14 protein-coding genes are annotated in these 15,416 nt (G+C 69.6%); 4 read left to right on the top strand and 10 right to left on the bottom strand.

The features are described 5' to 3' along the window. Positions 1 to 188: 188 nt before the first annotated feature. From ACWDEW_RS47475 to ACWDEW_RS47460, 4 genes are read right to left on the bottom strand one after another with little or no spacing between them, the layout of a single operon-like run. Positions 189 to 1,409, bottom strand: coding sequence for an ABC transporter permease (locus tag ACWDEW_RS47475; RefSeq protein WP_450522399.1), 1,221 nt, complete (start codon positions 1,407 to 1,409; stop codon positions 189 to 191). Beyond that, on the bottom strand, positions 1,406 to 2,110 hold the full coding sequence (locus ACWDEW_RS47470) for an ABC transporter ATP-binding protein (protein WP_450522398.1): 705 nt from the start codon (positions 2,108 to 2,110) through the stop codon (positions 1,406 to 1,408). The genes ACWDEW_RS47475 and ACWDEW_RS47470 overlap by 4 nt, the downstream gene beginning before the upstream one ends. After that, on the bottom strand, positions 2,107 to 3,237 hold the full coding sequence (locus ACWDEW_RS47465; protein ID WP_450522396.1) for an efflux RND transporter periplasmic adaptor subunit: 1,131 nt from the start codon (positions 3,235 to 3,237) through the stop codon (positions 2,107 to 2,109). Before ACWDEW_RS47465 ends, ACWDEW_RS47470 begins: the two co-directional genes overlap by 4 nt. A gap of 2 nt (positions 3,238 to 3,239) precedes the next feature. After that, positions 3,240 to 3,782 (bottom strand): hypothetical protein, encoded by a 543-nt coding sequence (locus tag ACWDEW_RS47460; protein ID WP_450522394.1) that lies wholly within the window; start codon positions 3,780 to 3,782, stop codon positions 3,240 to 3,242. 251 nt (positions 3,783 to 4,033) lie between these two features. Here ACWDEW_RS47460 and ACWDEW_RS47455 point away from each other — a divergent pair, with 251 nt between their 5' ends. The 3 genes from ACWDEW_RS47455 to ACWDEW_RS47445 all read left to right on the top strand — a co-directional run bounded on the left by ACWDEW_RS47455 (position 4,034) and on the right by ACWDEW_RS47445 (position 7,364). Beyond that, a complete protein-coding gene (locus tag ACWDEW_RS47455) occupies positions 4,034 to 4,693 on the top strand; it encodes a response regulator transcription factor (protein WP_450522392.1) in 660 nt (219 codons plus the stop codon). Next, positions 4,687 to 5,937, top strand: coding sequence for a sensor histidine kinase (locus tag ACWDEW_RS47450; protein WP_450522390.1), 1,251 nt, complete (start codon positions 4,687 to 4,689; stop codon positions 5,935 to 5,937). The genes ACWDEW_RS47455 and ACWDEW_RS47450 overlap by 7 nt, the downstream gene beginning before the upstream one ends. Before the next feature lie 488 nt (positions 5,938 to 6,425). Next, positions 6,426 to 7,364 (top strand): Stf0 family sulfotransferase, encoded by a 939-nt coding sequence (locus tag ACWDEW_RS47445; RefSeq protein WP_450522388.1) that lies wholly within the window; start codon positions 6,426 to 6,428, stop codon positions 7,362 to 7,364. Here ACWDEW_RS47445 and ACWDEW_RS47440 read toward each other — a convergent pair. From ACWDEW_RS47440 to ACWDEW_RS47420, 5 genes are read right to left on the bottom strand one after another with little or no spacing between them, the layout of a single operon-like run. Further along, on the bottom strand, positions 7,329 to 7,976 hold the full coding sequence (locus tag ACWDEW_RS47440) for a DUF5825 family protein (RefSeq protein ID WP_450522386.1): 648 nt from the start codon (positions 7,974 to 7,976) through the stop codon (positions 7,329 to 7,331). The two genes, ACWDEW_RS47445 and ACWDEW_RS47440, sit on opposite strands and share 36 nt — an antisense overlap. After that, complete coding sequence (locus tag ACWDEW_RS47435) at positions 7,973 to 9,916, bottom strand: RiPP maturation radical SAM C-methyltransferase (RefSeq protein ID WP_450522401.1); 1,944 nt, start codon at positions 9,914 to 9,916, stop codon at positions 7,973 to 7,975. The genes ACWDEW_RS47440 and ACWDEW_RS47435 overlap by 4 nt, the downstream gene beginning before the upstream one ends. 26 nt (positions 9,917 to 9,942) lie before the next feature. After that, a complete protein-coding gene (locus ACWDEW_RS47430) occupies positions 9,943 to 10,719 on the bottom strand; it encodes a hypothetical protein (RefSeq protein WP_450522384.1) in 777 nt (258 codons plus the stop codon). Continuing rightward, positions 10,716 to 11,732 (bottom strand): multinuclear nonheme iron-dependent oxidase, encoded by a 1,017-nt coding sequence (locus tag ACWDEW_RS47425; protein ID WP_450522382.1) that lies wholly within the window; start codon positions 11,730 to 11,732, stop codon positions 10,716 to 10,718. The genes ACWDEW_RS47430 and ACWDEW_RS47425 overlap by 4 nt, the downstream gene beginning before the upstream one ends. Continuing rightward, positions 11,729 to 13,738 carry a B12-binding domain-containing radical SAM protein gene (locus ACWDEW_RS47420; protein WP_450522380.1) on the bottom strand — a complete coding sequence of 670 codons (2,010 nt, stop codon included), beginning with the start codon at positions 13,736 to 13,738 and terminating at the stop codon, positions 11,729 to 11,731. The genes ACWDEW_RS47425 and ACWDEW_RS47420 overlap by 4 nt, the downstream gene beginning before the upstream one ends. A gap of 190 nt (positions 13,739 to 13,928) precedes the next feature. On the opposite strand from ACWDEW_RS47420, the gene ACWDEW_RS47415 reads away from it, so the two are divergent. Further along, the gene (locus ACWDEW_RS47415) at positions 13,929 to 15,119 is read left to right on the top strand and encodes an RNA-guided endonuclease InsQ/TnpB family protein (protein WP_450522378.1); all 1,191 of its coding nucleotides are present in this window, start codon (positions 13,929 to 13,931) and stop codon (positions 15,117 to 15,119) included. 66 nt (positions 15,120 to 15,185) lie between these two features. Here ACWDEW_RS47415 and ACWDEW_RS47410 read toward each other — a convergent pair whose 3' ends face one another. Next, entirely contained in the window at positions 15,186 to 15,338 is a 153-nt protein-coding gene (locus tag ACWDEW_RS47410) for a hypothetical protein (RefSeq protein WP_401728454.1), read from the bottom strand. Positions 15,339 to 15,416: the final 78 nt, after the last annotated feature.

Genomic DNA, 15,416 nt, shown 5'->3' with positions numbered 1-15,416 from the left:
CTCCTCCTACCTGAACTCCCCTCTGCGTTCGTGACACACGCGGTTTGAAGCCTCCTCCCCCGCAGGGCGACTTCGAAGGGCCAAAATCCTTCATCTCCCACACAGCATCACTTCGAGGACGCACTTCCTACATGGAGCTCCTCATCGTGTTCAGGACACGCTCCCCGGCAGAGTCAGACTGACCCTCGTCAGGGGCTCGCGAGTGCCTCCCGGGGTGCAAGGCGGGCCGCACGCACAGCGGGCCAGAGCCCGGCGAGCGCGCCGATCGCCATCGTGGCGGTGATGCCGACCGCGAGTACCCAGGGCGGCACCACCACCTGCCAGCCCTGCGAGAGCGCGTACCCGGCCGATACTGCGGCACCGAGGGCCGCGCCGCCGGTGCCGCCCAGCGCGGAGAGCAGTACCGACTCGGTCAGGAACTGGGTACGGATCTGGGCCCGGGTGGCTCCGAGGGCGCGGCGCAGGCCGATCTCCCCGCGGCGCTCGAGGACAGCGATGACCATGGTGTTGGCGACGCCGACCCCGCCGACGAGCAGGGCGATGCCGCCGATGCCGACCAGGAGGTTGGTGAACGCCGCGTTGGCCGCCTGCTTGGCGCTGAGGGCGTCGGAAGGTCGGGAGACGCTCACCTGGCTGGGGTTTTCCGGATTGGCGGTGGCGGCGAGGACGTCTCGAACCTGGTCGACCTTGCTGTCGTCGCTGCGGGTGTAGATCTCGGTGGGATGGCCGTCGAAGCCGAGCACAGTCCTGGCCGCGTCCCAGCCGACCAGGGCCGCCGTGTCCAGTTCGGGGGCGAGCGGCGCCTTGGCAAGGATGCCGGTGACAGTGAACCACTTGCCGCCGAGCCAGACTTGGCTGCCGGGTGTGGTGATGCCGAGGATCTCGGCTGCCGTCGCTCCCAGAACGACGGCAGGGTAACGGCTCTGTGCGCCGTTGAGCCAGGTCCCGGCGGTCAGATCCAGTCCAACTGTCTTGGGAAGTCCGGGCGTTGCCCCGTAAACGCCGATGCCGCCGCTCGCTTCCCGGGGGATGTGGTCGTTGCGGTAGACCTTCGCAGTGGAGACCACGGCGGTGGCCGCGGCAGAGTCGACCGGACCGATGCGACTGATCATGTCGAGGGACTTCTCAGGCAGGGGCGCGTTCTTGCCGACGAAGTCCTTGCCAGGGGTCACCGTCAACAAGTTCGTTCCCACAGACGCTAGTTGGGCATTGAAGGCCGCCTGGCTGGAGGAGGAGATCGCGACCACGGCCACCATCGCGGCTATGCCGATCGCGATGCCGAGGGCGGAGAGCAGGACGCGGGCGGGACGGACCCGCAGCCCGCCACTGCCTACCCGCAGAGTGTCGACGGCACTGAGCCGACGAGGTGTCAGCCGGTCCCGGCGGGAATTCGGAGAGTGAACACTCATGCTGGCACCACCTCCTCGGCGATCCGGCCGTCACGGACCTTGATGCGGCGCGGCAGCCCAGTCGCGAGTTCCAGGTCGTGGGTGATGACCAGGACGGTGGTTCCGGTCTCGTTCAGTTCTCGCAGCAGCTCGACCACCGCCGCGCCGGACGCGGTGTCGAGCGCGCCGGTCGGTTCATCGGCGAGCAGCAGTGGGGGACCACCTACGACGGCTCGGGCGATGGCGACGCGTTGTTTCTCGCCGCCGGACAGCTCGTGCGGCCGGTGTTCGAGGCGGTGGCCCAGCCCGACACGGCGTAGCGCGGCCTCGGCCCGCGATCGGCGTCGACCGCGCCCGATTCCTCGGTACAGCAGGCCGTTCGCGACGTTGTCGACGGCGCTGACGCCGCCCGACAGAAAGAACTGCTGGAAGACGAAGCCGATGGAACGTGCCCGCAGCGCCGAGATCTGCCGCTCTTTGAGAACCGCTATGTCATGGCCTTCGATCCGGACGGTACCGGAGGTCGCCACGTCCAGCGTGCCGATGAGGTTGAGCAGCGTCGACTTGCCCGAGCCGGAGGGGCCGACGATCGCGACCAGTTCGCCGTGCCCCACCTGGAAGGAGACGTCGTGCAGGACGTGGGTGCCGCCGGGGTAGACGTGGTCGACGCCGGACAGTTCGACCAGCGGCGGGACGGTCTGGGCCGGGGGTGGTGTCGTCATGCGGCCGTCTCCACCGTCATGCCGGCGGTGAGTCCGGTGCCGCTGACCTCGACCCGGCCGTTCGCGAACATGCCCAGTTTCACGGGTACGACGGTCGACTCGCCGTCCGTGCCCACGGCTTGGACGCCGTAGCCTCCTTCGCTGAGTGCGAGCAGTGCGGTGACCGGCACAGTCAGGACGTTTTTCTTGGTGTCGCTCTTGAGCCCGACGGTCACCGGCGCTTGGACGATGTTCGGGGCGCCTGCCGCGTCGAGCAGGATGTCCACGGCGACGGTGTACTTGTCGCCACTGCCGTCCGCCCCAGGCTTCTTCGTCACCGTCTTGCCGATGCTGGTGATCGTGCCGCTCACGGTCTTGCCATTCGGCAGGGTCACCGTGACCTGTTCGTTCTTCTTCGCCAGGGCCTGGTCGGCGATGTCCAGGTCGACGTGAACCTGCCGCTTGATCGAGGTGGCGGTGAAGACCTCGGCACCCGGCTGGGCGACTGATCCGACCGCCGCCTTGTGCTCGCCGACCCTGAGCTCTCCGCCGGAGAAGACCACACGGCCCTTCGCGACCGTGCCGGTCTTCGGCAGGCCGAGGTGCTCCTGCCAGCGCTTCACGGCCTGCGCGGTGGCGGCCGTGAAGGTGTTGTCGACGGTGAAGCCGCCGTAGCCGAGTGCTTGGAGATTCCTCTCCAGTTGCCGTACGTCGTCGCCTTTTTCACCCACCTTCAGATCCCGGTAGGCGGGCGCCTTCCCGTACATGAGCAGCACCGGTGTCCCGTCCACCTGAAAGAGCTCCTCACCCCGCCTGATCGTGTCCCCCACCCCGGGCAGCGCGGTGATCGTGCCTGCCAGTTGGCCGGTGACCGCAGTGGATCCGGCGTAGCCGAGTGTGCCGTCGACCTGTTTGGTGTTGACCAGGGTCTGCCGGGTGACCTTGTCGGTCTCGGGCTGCGGTTTGTCGGCGACGGTACTCGCGGGTGCCTGTCTGGCGATGGCCGCGTAGCCGACGCCGCCTGCAATGGCGGTCAGGAGCACGGCGGTTATGGCCCAACGGGCGCGGCGGTGCCTGCGCGGCAGCGCGGGGAGAGGATCCGGCGCGGACAACTCCGACCGAGCTGTGCTGTCGTCCTGCGTACGCATGCTCACTGCCCCGTCTTGCCGCTGGTGGAGCCGCCGCATGCCTTCAGCGCATCCTTGGTCTTCTGCGAGTCGCCGTCCGGGATGTTCATGTGCCCGTCGTCGGTCGGGTCAGAGGCGTTTACGCCCTTGCTGCGCAGGCACTGGGCCACCTTCAGGTCCGCGGCCTTCTGCTCGGCGCCGTAGCCGGGCGCCTGACCGTCCGCGTGCGGCAAGTACTGCTTGCACTTGTCGACGGCGGCCTGGAACTTCTCCTGGTCGGCCGGAATGGTGACATTCTGTCCGTCCGCGCCCGGGTCGGGCATGTCGATGCCCTGCTTGCGCATGCACGCGGCGTACTTCAGCCGATCCTTCATGGGGTCCCCCGTGGTCTGCGAGGCCTCGGCCGACGGCTTCTTCGAGCCGCCGGCGCTGGCGACGTCCCTCCCGCCCCCACCGCTGCCGCAGGCCGACAGGGCCAGGGCCAGACCGAGGACCCCGGCAATCAGCCCGGTGCGCGTCAGGGACGTACGGGGTGCGGGAGAGGCGGACGGGCCTGAGGGAGGCACGGCGGAAGACGCCGGCGGCGTACGGAATGAACACAACATGGGAGCACCTCACGGGATCGGGGATCGGGAGGGCTCAGGACAACAGAACCGTCATTGCAGCCTCATAAACGCCCGCCTCCGGTCCCGCGCTCCACGCTTATCTCGCTGCAAACCTCTCTCTGCTTCTCTTGCGAGTCGGCAGCCCGATGCGCCTCATTGGTTAGGTTTCACTCGGCTCTGCACCATCGACTGCAACACCGAGGAAGTCCCCGATGAGGGTCCTGATCGCCGAAGATCACCACGTCCTGGCCCGGACCGTCGCCACAGGGCTCCGCCGCCAGGCCATCGCCGTCGACATCGCCCACTCCGGGGATGCTGCAGAGCAGATGTGCCTGCTCAACGACTACGACGTCGTCATTCTCGACCGCGATCTGCCCGTCATGAGCGGCGACGAGGTCTGCCGCCGCGTCGGCGACCTCCACAACCCGCCCCGCATCCTCATGCTGACCGCCGCCGGATCGGTCGACGACAAGGTGTACGGACTGCGCGACCTCGGCGCCGACGACTACCTCGCCAAACCTTTCGACTTCGCTGAACTCATCGCCAGGGTCCGGGCGTTGAGCCGCCGCGTGCCATCGACCCCACCCACGGTCCTGCGCTACGACGGCATCGAACTCGACCGGGCCCGCCATGAGGTCCGTGCGCATGGGCAGATTGTGGGACTGACCCCGAAGGAGTTCGCCGTCTTGCAACTCCTGATGGAGGCGCACGGCGAGCCCGTCGCCCACCGCACCCTCTTGGACCGGGTGTGGGACGTACACCTCGACTCCCGGACCAGCGCCCTGCGCACCACCATCAGCAGGCTGCGCACCAAGCTGGGCTCCGCCGAGTTGATAGCCGCCCACGAAGGAACGGGTTACCGGCTGTGCTGAACCATCTCCGCGCCGCCGCCCACGCGCGCCTGCCCTTCCGTACCAAACTGGCCGCCGCCTTCACCCTGCTGTTCTTCCTCTCCGGCGCTCTCCTGCTGGTGTTCGTCACCCTGCTGGCCCGGCAGGGCACCGTGGAGCGGTTCGCGGAGATCACCAAGGAGGAGCCCTGTGTCGCCGCCTCCACCCCGACCACTGCGCCGCCCTCTCACCCGTCCCCGCGCCTGGTGGAACCGCAGGCCAGCGGGGCAGCCACGGCCACGGCACCCCTCGACCGGGCGGCTCGACAGAACAAGGTCGAGGCCACCCAGCGGTTCACACAGTCGTTCTTGCGGCAGATGGTGCTCTGGTCGGCGGTCGGTCTCGTCACCGTAGGGGCACTGTCAGGGGCGATGGGCTGGTGGCTGGCCGGGCGGGCGCTGCGGCCCGTGCGCAAGATGACCGCGGCCGCCCGCGGGATCAGCGAGACCAACCTGCACGAACGACTGCGCCCGGCCGGCCCCTTCGACGAACTCCGCGAGATGGGCGAGACGTTCGATACCATGCTGGACCGTCTGGAGAAGTCCTTCGCCAGCCAGCGCCGCTTCGTCGCCAACGCCTCACACGAACTGCGCACCCCACTGGCCGTGCAGCGGACCAGCATCGAAGTCGGCCTCGCCGACCCGCTGCCGCCGGGCCTGGCCGATGTGCGCGAAGATCTGCTGACCGCGAACGAAGACGCCGAGCACCTCATCGCGGCTCTGCTGCTGCTCGCCCACAGCGACCGGGGGCTCGACCCGGACCGTACAGAAGCCACCGACATGGCCACTGTCGCACGGCAGGCCGCAGGCGAGCACGCCCCACTGGCAGCCGAGTCGGACGTCAAGGTCACGATCCACGCCACCCCACTGATCGTGACCGGTGACCCGGTGCTCCTCAAGCACTTGGTCTCCAACCTCGTCCGCAACGCCATCCAGTACAACTCCGCGCCCGGCACCGTTGCCGTCGACGTCGGCGCGGGACGAATCGCGGTCACCAACACTGGGCCGCACGTCCCGTCCGACCGGATCGACGGCCTCTTCGAGCCGTTCCGCAGGTTCGCCACCGACCGCACCAGCGTGCGCGGCCACGGCCTCGGCCTGGCCATCGTCCGCTCGATCGCCGAAGCCCACGGTGCCGAGGTGGCGGCCACACCGGGCCAGAACGGCGGCCTGGCGGTCACCATCAGATTCACCACGAGTGGACCACCTGCCCCGCACGCCTTTTGAGAGCCCCGATGCTCGGCCGCGCGCACCCGGCCAAACCCTTCAGGCGTGCCCCGGGTGCCCTGGCCCTGCCCTCAACGCTTCAAGATCAACCCATGGCCCGTTTGGAGTCTCCAGTTTCATGCCCTGGTTTGCGCAGCTGCATGATCTCGTCGTGCTGGGCGGCAATCCGGGACAGCGCGTGTGCTTGAACGCGGTCTGTTCTGCTGTCACTGGCTTCGCCGGCAGCCCCCAGGACTCCCAGCCCTCACCGAGTAGAACGCCACCTCCATGCCCCCGACCCTACGGACGGGACACAGCGCAGAGCACCCGACAAGTGCGTTCGACAGATCGCTCTATCAGCCTTACGGGACACGACAGTTGAGCGTGAACAACCGGTATCGCGTCATCGTCGCCGACGCCCGCCGCCACGGCGTGCCCGTCCTCGGCGTCGACATCAACCGCTCCCGCCCCCCACCACGCCGTCGCACGCCTCGACGACCCACCTTCGCGTGCGCCTGGCCCTGAGCGCCGTGAAGCACATCGCCGCGACGGACGTCACCCGGATCGCCGAACGCCTCGTCCAGATCGGCGCCCTCGACGTCAGGGTCGCTGTTGCGCACCGCGCCCGGAACGCGACGGAACCGGTGACAGCTACTCGCGCCAGGCCCGAAGGTGTTCTCATGCTGCTGCGCTATCGGACCAACGGTCCGGAGTTCGACTTCCCGCCCTTCACCGCTCTGCCGCCGGTCCGTTACGTGCTCGCGTCGACCCCCCGGTGCGGCAGCAACATGCTTGCCCGCGCCCTGTGGCACACCGGACTGGCCGGCTTCGCCGAGGACTACTTCGCCGACGCCTTCGTGCTGGACTACTTCGAGCGGTGGGGATTCGACTCCGGCGATCCGCAGGAGCTGGCGGCGGGCTACGTGCGGCGGCTCATGACGTGCCGGACCAGCCCCAACGGCGTGTTCGGGCTGCGGATCCACGCGGGGCACCTCGTGAACCTGGAGGTCGACCCGTACGACATCCTTCAGGCACCCCGGTACATCTGGATCCAACGCAGGGACCGGTTGCGGCAGGCCGTGTCGTACACCATGGCCGAGCAGACCGGTGTCTGGATCGTGGACGGGACCTTTCTGCCGGAGGGAAGGCCGCGGGCAGCTCCCCGGTACAGCTATGAGGAGATCCGCCGGCATCTGCGGATGCTCGATCGTGACGCGTCGGTCTGGGAGGAGTACTTCGGCCGGCACGGTGTCGCCCCGCGCATCGTCGTCTACGAGGACCTGGTCGCGGACTACGAGGGAGGCCTGCTGGGCTGCCTCGACTTCCTCGGTGTCGGCGCGCCCGCGTCGGTGCCGGCTCCGGGGATCAGGCGTCAGGCCGACGAGTTGACGGAACGGTGGGTCGAGAGGTTCCTACGGGATCGTCGTGCTGAGCGGCCAGCGTCGTAGGCGGTACGGCGTCCACCACAGGTAGCGCCCGGCGCGGTGGAGCAGGTTTTCGCGCAGGTGACGCTCCAGGACCCGCTGCGTCGAGGCGGACGCGACCACCGGGACGCCGTCCAGCAGGCTCTGGAACGCCGTGCTCCGGGGGGCGTTGACGACCAGGCGTCGGAAGGAACCCCAGCGGTGGTCGCGGATCTCCAGGAAGCCGGGGCCGCGGCGGTAGCCGCACTTCGCGATGTGGAACGAGTCGCGCCACGCGGTGACCACGCGCTCTTCGTGCTCCGCTCCCGTGGAGCCGCGGAAGAGGGCTGCCGGAGGGTGCAGGTGGCTCAACGCTCGCCACTGGGCCGGGTCGGCCATGCGCAGCGTCCAGTCCGCCGCGATGCCGCGGCTGGTGAGTTCCCGGACGAGGAGAAGGACCGCGACCGCGGACGCGCCGTCCGGATCGGTGAGGTCCACGGGCTCGGGCACCCGGACGAACTGGACGCCGTCGGAGGCGAGTTGCGCGACGACGTCCACCGGGTTGTCCGGCGGCCCGTCGAGGGCGCCGTAGTAGATGCCTGGTAGGCGCATGGCCGCCGGATCGCGGTCCTTCCACAGCGTCAGCTCCGGCTTCACCGGGTGTCTCCCCCGGCCGGGGCCGCCAGGGCGGGGACCAGCGGCGCGTCGTCCCCGTGCAGTCCGGCGCCGTCGAGCCGCAGCAGGTCCTGGTTGGCCACTGCGGGCGCGACCTGAACGTACTGGCCGCCCTCGGCGAAGACCAGGCCGAGGGCGCGCCACCGCTCCAGCAGCCCGGCGACGCGTTCTTCCGTCACCTCTCCGGCCGACTCCCCCGCGTCCGCGCAGCGGGCAGCGGCCTTGCGCAGCAGTGCCGACAGGCTGTGTGGCGTGTCGAGCAGCCGGAACACCGTCACTTCGAGCGGGTCGGTGAGGTCGAGCAGCCGCCAGGAGAAGCCCGGTCGGGTGTCGACCAGGACGATGTGTCCGCCGAGGTCGCAGTGGGTCAGGCGGCTGCGTGGGTACGCCCGCGTCCAGTCGGCGACGGCCGTGCGCAGCCGGTCCAGACATGCGCCGGCGATGCCCCGGTTCGGTGAGTCGAAGATGTACACCAGGTCGGCGAGTTCGGCCTCCGGGAGGTCGTAGATGTGGTGGTAGTGCGAGGCGGGACGCAGGTCGCCGAAGCCCAGTTCCGGCCGGTCGAAGTAGGGGCTGAACCGCTCGACCTTCAGGCGGGTGGAGTTGGCCGGCGGTCCGAGATGGTGGAGCGCGGGCAGCTGGTCGACGATCTCGTCGTAGTCCTGTTCGGTCTCCCCGGGGAAGCCGTAGAGGTAGTTCCAGCTGAGGTTGACACCGACGGTCTCCGCGTCCCGCAGCAGCCGTACGTTCTGGCAGCCGGTCACCCCCTTGTCCATCAGCTTCAGAACCCGGCTGCTGAGGCTCTCCACACCGGGCTGTACATAGCTGACTCCGGCCGCGTACAGCGTCGCCAGCTGCTCGCGCCGCAGGTTCGACTTGATCTCGTAGCACAGCCGCAGGTCGTACCCGCTCTCCTGGAGGAGCGGGGCCATGGAGGTGAGGTAGGCCATGTCGAGGATGTTGTCGGTGACCCACACGTCGAGTACGCGGTGGCGTTCGACCAGGCCGAGGATCTCGTCCACGAACCGCCGCGGGTCCTTGCTGCGGAACTCCATGAACGAGCCGTTGAGGCCGCAGAAGGTGCAGTGGTGCTTCTCGCCCCACCAGCAGCCGCGTGAGGCCTCCACCACCAGCCGCGGCTCCACCCAGCCGCCCGCGGTGGAGCGCGCGTGCCGCTCGAAGTAGTCGCCGTAGTCCGGGGTGACCAGTGCTCCCGGGGGCAGCGGGGCGGCGTTCATGGGATGTGCCAGGGACCGGCCCTGGGCATCGCGGCGGCACAGGCCGGGGATGGCGGCCAGGTCGTCGGCGTCGCCGTCGCGGAGTGCGGCGAGCAGCCGAGGGAACGCGATCTCGCCCTCGCCGCGCACCACGAAGTCGACGTACTCGAAGTTGCGGTGCAACGCGGCGCCCTGCGGACCGTCGCAGTTCGCGCCGCCGAAGACGGTGGTGGTGTCCGGTGCCAGTTCCTTCACCACGCGGGCCGCGGCCAGGGCCGCCGCGTTCTGCGCGAACGTGGTGGTGAAGCCGACCACGTCCGGTGCCGTGGCGGCGATCTTGGCGGCTGTCTCCCGGACGAACAGCGGCGCGAGTTCGTGCAGTTCGCGCGCCTTGGCCAGCATGTGCTCCGGCATCTTCCCGCCGAAGTGTTCCGTGAACTCGGCCTCCCGCCAGCGCGGTTGACCGTTGAGAGCGGCAGAGAAGATCCACTCGCTGTGTCCGGAGAAGTACGAGGTCGCGCAGAACTCGTACTCCTCGAAGCCGTATTCGGTACGAGCGGACACCCAGTCGGCGAAGTCGAGGTTGGCGTGCACCACTTCGACGTCCACGGCGCCGTCGGGGAAGACGTCGAGGACGCGGTGTTTGAGAATGCCGAGGGCGAGGGACGGCGCGTCGAGCGACGACCACGGCATGTCCACCAACACGATATGCAAGGCGGTTCCTCTCCCCGTCACCACAGTCCGCGGCGTGCCAGCGCCCGCCGCGCGGTCTCGCGCCGGTCCGACGGTTCGGCCTCGAAGGCCGCCGCCACCCGCCCGGACACCACGCCGTGAGCCAGCCCGGCGGACGTGGTGAAGTACGCGTAGTGCACCGCTTCCGCGTTCGCGGCGTGCTCAGTTCCCTCGGAGCGCTCCGCTGGGGTGGTTCCCCAGGTGCTTGCGGACGCTGCCGAGTACGTACGCAGGGCGGCGTGGCCCCGGTCGGTCGCGACGATTCCCTCCGCCTCGATCAGGAACGACAGCGGCTGCTCGCACGTGAGCGAGGTGAACAGGGCGATCATCAGCTCGTGGGTCACGGTGTCGCGCAGCGCTCCTGACCCGACGCCGTCCAGCAGGTAGGACGCGAACGCCTCCTCCGCCGACAACCCGGGAGCGGTGTACGGGATCAGCCGGAACCGGGCGAAGTGCGGTGAGCCGAGGAAGCCGGTGAGCAGCTCGGACTCCGTGGCACCGGCGTCCTGGAGCAGGCGCAGGCTGCGCGGGAACGTGGTCGCGAGGCTGCCGCCGCTGCCGGGTCGCCAGACCTGCGAGCGCAACCGCCGTGCGGTGGTGTCCAGTTCGTCCAGGTCGACGGAGGCCAGGCACTCCAGCTCGCCGGGATCCGCCGCCACGGCCTCGGCTCCCTCGTCGGCGAGCCGGGCCCGCAGGTCCGCGTCCAGCAGAAGCCGCATGAGCAGGTCGGTCAGTTGCTCGCCGTCCAGCGATGCGCCCGGCTCCACGGTGGTCACGCCGCCTCCCCGCGCTGCCAGGCGGCGACCAGGTCCCGCAGCCGCGCGTAGTTCCGCCGGGACTTCTCGACCAACTGCCCGTCCTCGCGGTACATCGGGTCTTCGTAGGACACCCCGAGGAGGTTGGGGCAGCGCGGCAGCAGATACTCCGTGAGCTCCAACTGCTCGTCCAGCAGGACACCGTGGTGCAGGTCGCGGAACTTGCCGCCCACGATCTGGCAGCCCGACAGGTGCAGCTCCCGGCAACGGCTGAGAGGGAGAGCCTCGATCCCGTCGTACATGCTGCGTCCGGTACGTCCTCTCAGCCACTGGTAGCTGAGCAGATGGCCGACATCGAGCGTCACCCGGACCTCGGCGTCCTCCGCCAGCCGGGCGAAGTACTCGAAGGCGTCCATGTGCCCCAGGACGAATGAGCCGCCCTCCGTGAAGCCGGGGAACTCGACGTGCAGCGGCGGATCGAGCAGCCGAGCCGCCTCCGCCACGTTCCGGGTAGCGATCTCCAGACCCGGCTCGGTGAGCGGCGGCGGGAGCGGATAGGGCATCGGTATGCCGCGCAGGCTCCAGATGCCCAGGTCCTCGACCACCCAGGAGAAGCCGTAGCGGGCAGCCAGTTCATTGGTGAACTCGGCGGCCGGGCGGCGGTCGTAGCGCTCGGGCGTGCCCATGTTCAGTTCGGTCTGGTGGAAGGCGCGGGCCGACCCGGCGGGCAGTGCCTCGAAGTAGCGGTCGTACGCGCGCACGTAGTCGACCGTCCGTACGCGGGCGCGCGAGCGCGGCTGGAACGCGAGGGCCGAGTAGGCGAAGTCGCCGCCGTGGCGGTGCAGGAAGGCGCGGACCCGGTCGGTGATGTCTCCGCCGCCGTCGTCGCTCTCCACGAATCCGATGCCGCGCCTGCCGAGGCGTCCGCCGCCCCACGGCATGTCCATCAGTACCCCCAGGCCCATCCGGCGCGGGGCTTCGGTGACGGTGCCGGTTCGGGTGCCGCCGGGTGCGGTGCGCGGCGGTTGCGTCATGACGAGCTCCTGGCTGAGGGGGCCGGGCCGGCTGAATGCGTCGGGTCGGGGGTGCCCGCTGCCGCGTCGGCCAGGCGGGCCAGCAATCGCCTGCCACGCTCGGTGCGGGCCGTGAGCAGGCCGTCGGCGCGCTGTTCCACGTCGTTGAGGGGGAGTGCGTAGAACCGCTCCCGGACGAGGTCGGCGAGGGTGATGCGTCCTGCCGTACGGTCGTCGGCGTACGCGGGCACGGTGCGTACCCACGTGTGCGGGCGCAGGGTCGCGACGGCGGGCGTGCCATGGCCGTTCGGGGCGGGGGGCGAGGATGCCGAGCCGTTCTCACGGCCCGGTCTGACGGTGCGGAAGATCCGCACCAGCCGGTCCAGTGCCTCGGTGCGCGTCGGGCCGCCGCGCACCGCCAGCGGGTGGCCGACCCGGCCGGCCAGGTAGCTCAGCTCGGGATTGCCCGCGAGGCGGTCCGACGTGTCGAGGGCGACCCCGTACTCCTCCGGGCTGCCCACGAGTCTGCTGCCGGGCTCCGCCACCATCAGCTCCAGCGCGTCGATGCCGATCCGCCGCTCGTTGTCGACGAGGAAGCGCAGGGATGCCTCGAACTCGTCCGGCGTCTCGTCCAGGACCTGGCCCATCACGGTGAACCGGACGGCGATGCCCGCCGCGTCGAGGTTGTCGAGGATCCGCTGGTAGTCGGCCGCGCGCACACCCCGCTCCATCCGGTCCAGCAGGCGCTGCGAGGTGCCCTCGTAGCCGACCGAGATCATCGCGCAGCCGACCGCGGCGAGGTCGTGGCAGAACCCCGGGTCGGTCAGGGCGGCCTCCAGCCGACCGCGAACGCCGAACCGGACCCGGATGCCGCGTGCGTGTGCCGCGCGCATCGCTTTCAGGATCAGCCGCAGGTTGGTGTTCTCGTCCGCGACCGACACGTACCGGGTGCCCGTGGCGCGCACGACGGCCTCCACGGCGTCGGCGATCTGGGTCGCGGTGCCCTGCTGGTAACGGCCTTGCGGGAGCGACCTGTTGCCGTACGAGCAGAACGCGCACCGCCCCCAGTAGCAGCCGACGCACGAGACGATCGCGAGCTCCAGGGCGTCGTTGAGATAGGAGCGGAACGGCAGTCCGGTGAAGTCGGGTGGCCCGAGGTCTCGGAAGCGCAGGTTCACCGCGGGCCCGGTGCGCGGCCCGGTCCCGGAACGCGGCAGCCAGGTCATGCCGGGCACGGCGGCGAGCGGAACCGTCCCGTCCAGCGCGTCAAGCCAGCGTTCGAGGGGCTCTTCCCCGGCGGTCGGGCACAGGGCGTCGACCGTGTCCCGGACTCCGGGCAGCCGGGCGAGGCTGTCGTGGCGGAGCATCACCTGCTGGCCGCCCAGACAGATTTGGGTGTCCGGCGCCAGCCGCCGGACCCAGGCGGCGATCAGCAGCGCGGGGGCGAGCTGGCTGAAGAACGCCACGGACAGGCCGACCACCCGGGGGCGATGCCGGCCGAGCAGTCCGGTCACCAGACGGTGCAGCGACACGACCGGTACGCCCAACGCCGCGGGCGGCCGGTCCGCGGCCCGGCGTACGGCATCGTCGAGCCGGCCCAGGTCCTCCCAGGCCCGTACGAGGAAGGTGTCGCGGACCAGTAGTTCGAGGGCCAGGGTGGCGAGCCGGACCGCGCGGTCCGGGCCCAGCTCGCCGGCCGACTCCTTGTGCAGGACGTGGGCACGCAACTCGCCGATGTGCGCGACGAAGACGTCGGCCACCGCTCGGCGATACCAGTCGCCCACGGCTTTACCGTCGTCGCCCGTGTCCTGGTCGCGGACCGCGTCGTCCAGCAGCGCGGGACAACGCAGCAGCTCATGGAGCACGGCGATGTTCAGGTCGGCCTGGTGAACCCGCCGGCCCCGGCGCCGCAGGTGGCCGGTCAGATAAGGCAGGCTCAGATACGGGAAGAACCTGGCCTCGGTCTGCGGAGGGAAGATCAACAGGACGTCGGTGCGGGTACGGTCCGCCGACTGGCTGGACGGCACGACCCACCTCCTCGTCCCACCGTTCTCATCGGGGTTCTCCTTCGTGGATACCCCCGGCTTCAGCCGGGGGAGGAAGCGAAGCTCCTGCGGAGCAGGGCAGGGAAAGCCGGTTCGCCGTCAGGGCGGACCGGCGTCCACCGTCTGCCGGCCGACACCCGCCGCTCACACAGGGGTTGATACGGTGTGAGGTATGGCGCGGCAGGTCAAGCGGGCGTTCAAATACCGCTGTTACCCCACCGGCGGGCAGGCGGCGGAGCTGTCGCGTACGTTCGGCTGTGTCCGCCTCGTCTACAACAAGGCGCTGGAAGAGCGCACCCGGGCCTGGTACGGGGAGCAGCGCCGTATCTCCTACGTGCAGTCCTCGGCCGCGCTGACCCAGTGGAAGAAGACCGAGGAACTCGCCTTCCTGGCGGAGGTGTCCTCGGTCCCGCTCCAGCAGGCGCTGCGCCATCTCCAGACGGCGTTCGGGAACTTCTTCGCCCAGCGCGCGAAGTACCCGCGCTTCAAATCCCGGAAGAAATCCCGTGCGTCGGCCGAGTACACCCGCTCCGCCTTCACGTGGCGTCAGGGACAGCTGACGCTGGCGAAGATGGCCGGCCCTTTGGACGTCCGCTGGTCGCGTCCGCTCCCGGAGGGGGCGGAGCCGACCACGGTGACGGTGTCCCGCGACCCGGCGGGCCGCTGGTTCGTGTCCCTGCTGTGCGAGGACACCATCGCGCCGGCCGCCGCGACCACAGCCGTCGTCGGCCTGGACGCCGGGATCACCTCCCTCGTGACACTGTCCACCGGCGAGAAGATCACCAACCCGCGGCACGAGAGGCGTGACCGCGTGCGGCTGGCCCGGGCACAGCGGGAACTGTCGCGGAAGGCGAAGGGCTCCGCAAACCGGGAGAAGGCCCGCGAGCGGGTCGCCCGGGTGCATGCGCGGATCGCCGACCGGCGCCGCGACCACCTGCACAAACTCACCACCCGGCTCGTCCGTGAGAACCAAACGGTCGTGATCGAGGACCTCACCGTCCGCAACCTGCTGAACAACCACACGCTGGCGCGCGCCATCTCCGACGCGTCGTGGACGCAACTGCGCTCCATGCTGGAGTACAAGTGCGCCTGGTACCGGCGCGAACTCATCGTGATCGACCGCTGGTTCCCCAGCAGCAAGCTGTGCGGAGCCTGCGGCACGGTCGCGGCGAAAATGCCGCTGAACGTCCGCACGTGGACGTGCGCCTGCGGTGCCGTACAGGACCGCGACATCAACGCGGCCCGCAACATCAAGGCGGCCGGGCTGGCCGTCTCGGCCTGTGGAGCCGGTGTAAGACCTCAAGGGAGTTCTCCCGGCGGGCAGTCGGCATTGAAGCAGGAACCCCTACAGCGCGAGCCGTAGGAATCCCCCTCCTTCAGGAGGGGGAGGAAGTCAACCGTCGGAGAGTTGCCTCGGCTCCCGGACGTCCTAGTCGGGGATGTCCTCCGTGCTCTCCGCCGCGATGTAGGTGTACGTGTGGTACGCCGCGCCGAGCTTCAGCTCGCTGGAATCGATCACCTGGAGTTCTTCGAGCTCACCGAATTCCTCATCGGCGAGTTTCTCAGGAGTTGCAGCAGTCATGACTTTCTCCCCTTCGCAGATCATGATGGGAATGTGCCGATTGCCGTGTGTGGCGCCCACGCTAGCCGGACCGCACAT

This window comes from Streptomyces sp. NPDC001100, assembly GCF_053598575.1.
Note: the sequence above shows the minus strand (reverse complement) of the source record. Positions and strands in the feature narration are given on the sequence as shown.

Coding starts and splice junctions, on each gene's coding strand:
- ACWDEW_RS47410 (WP_401728454.1), bottom strand. CDS start 15,338: ATGACTGCTGCAACTCCTGAGAAACTCGCCGATGAGGAATTCGGTGAG.
- ACWDEW_RS47475 (WP_450522399.1), bottom strand. CDS start 1,409: ATGAGTGTTCACTCTCCGAATTCCCGCCGGGACCGGCTGACACCTCGT.
- ACWDEW_RS47455 (WP_450522392.1), top strand. CDS start 4,034: ATGAGGGTCCTGATCGCCGAAGATCACCACGTCCTGGCCCGGACCGTC.
- ACWDEW_RS47425 (WP_450522382.1), bottom strand. CDS start 11,732: ATGACGCAACCGCCGCGCACCGCACCCGGCGGCACCCGAACCGGCACC.
- ACWDEW_RS47470 (WP_450522398.1), bottom strand. CDS start 2,110: ATGACGACACCACCCCCGGCCCAGACCGTCCCGCCGCTGGTCGAACTG.
- ACWDEW_RS47465 (WP_450522396.1), bottom strand. CDS start 3,237: ATGCGTACGCAGGACGACAGCACAGCTCGGTCGGAGTTGTCCGCGCCG.
- ACWDEW_RS47415 (WP_450522378.1), top strand. CDS start 13,929: ATGGCGCGGCAGGTCAAGCGGGCGTTCAAATACCGCTGTTACCCCACC.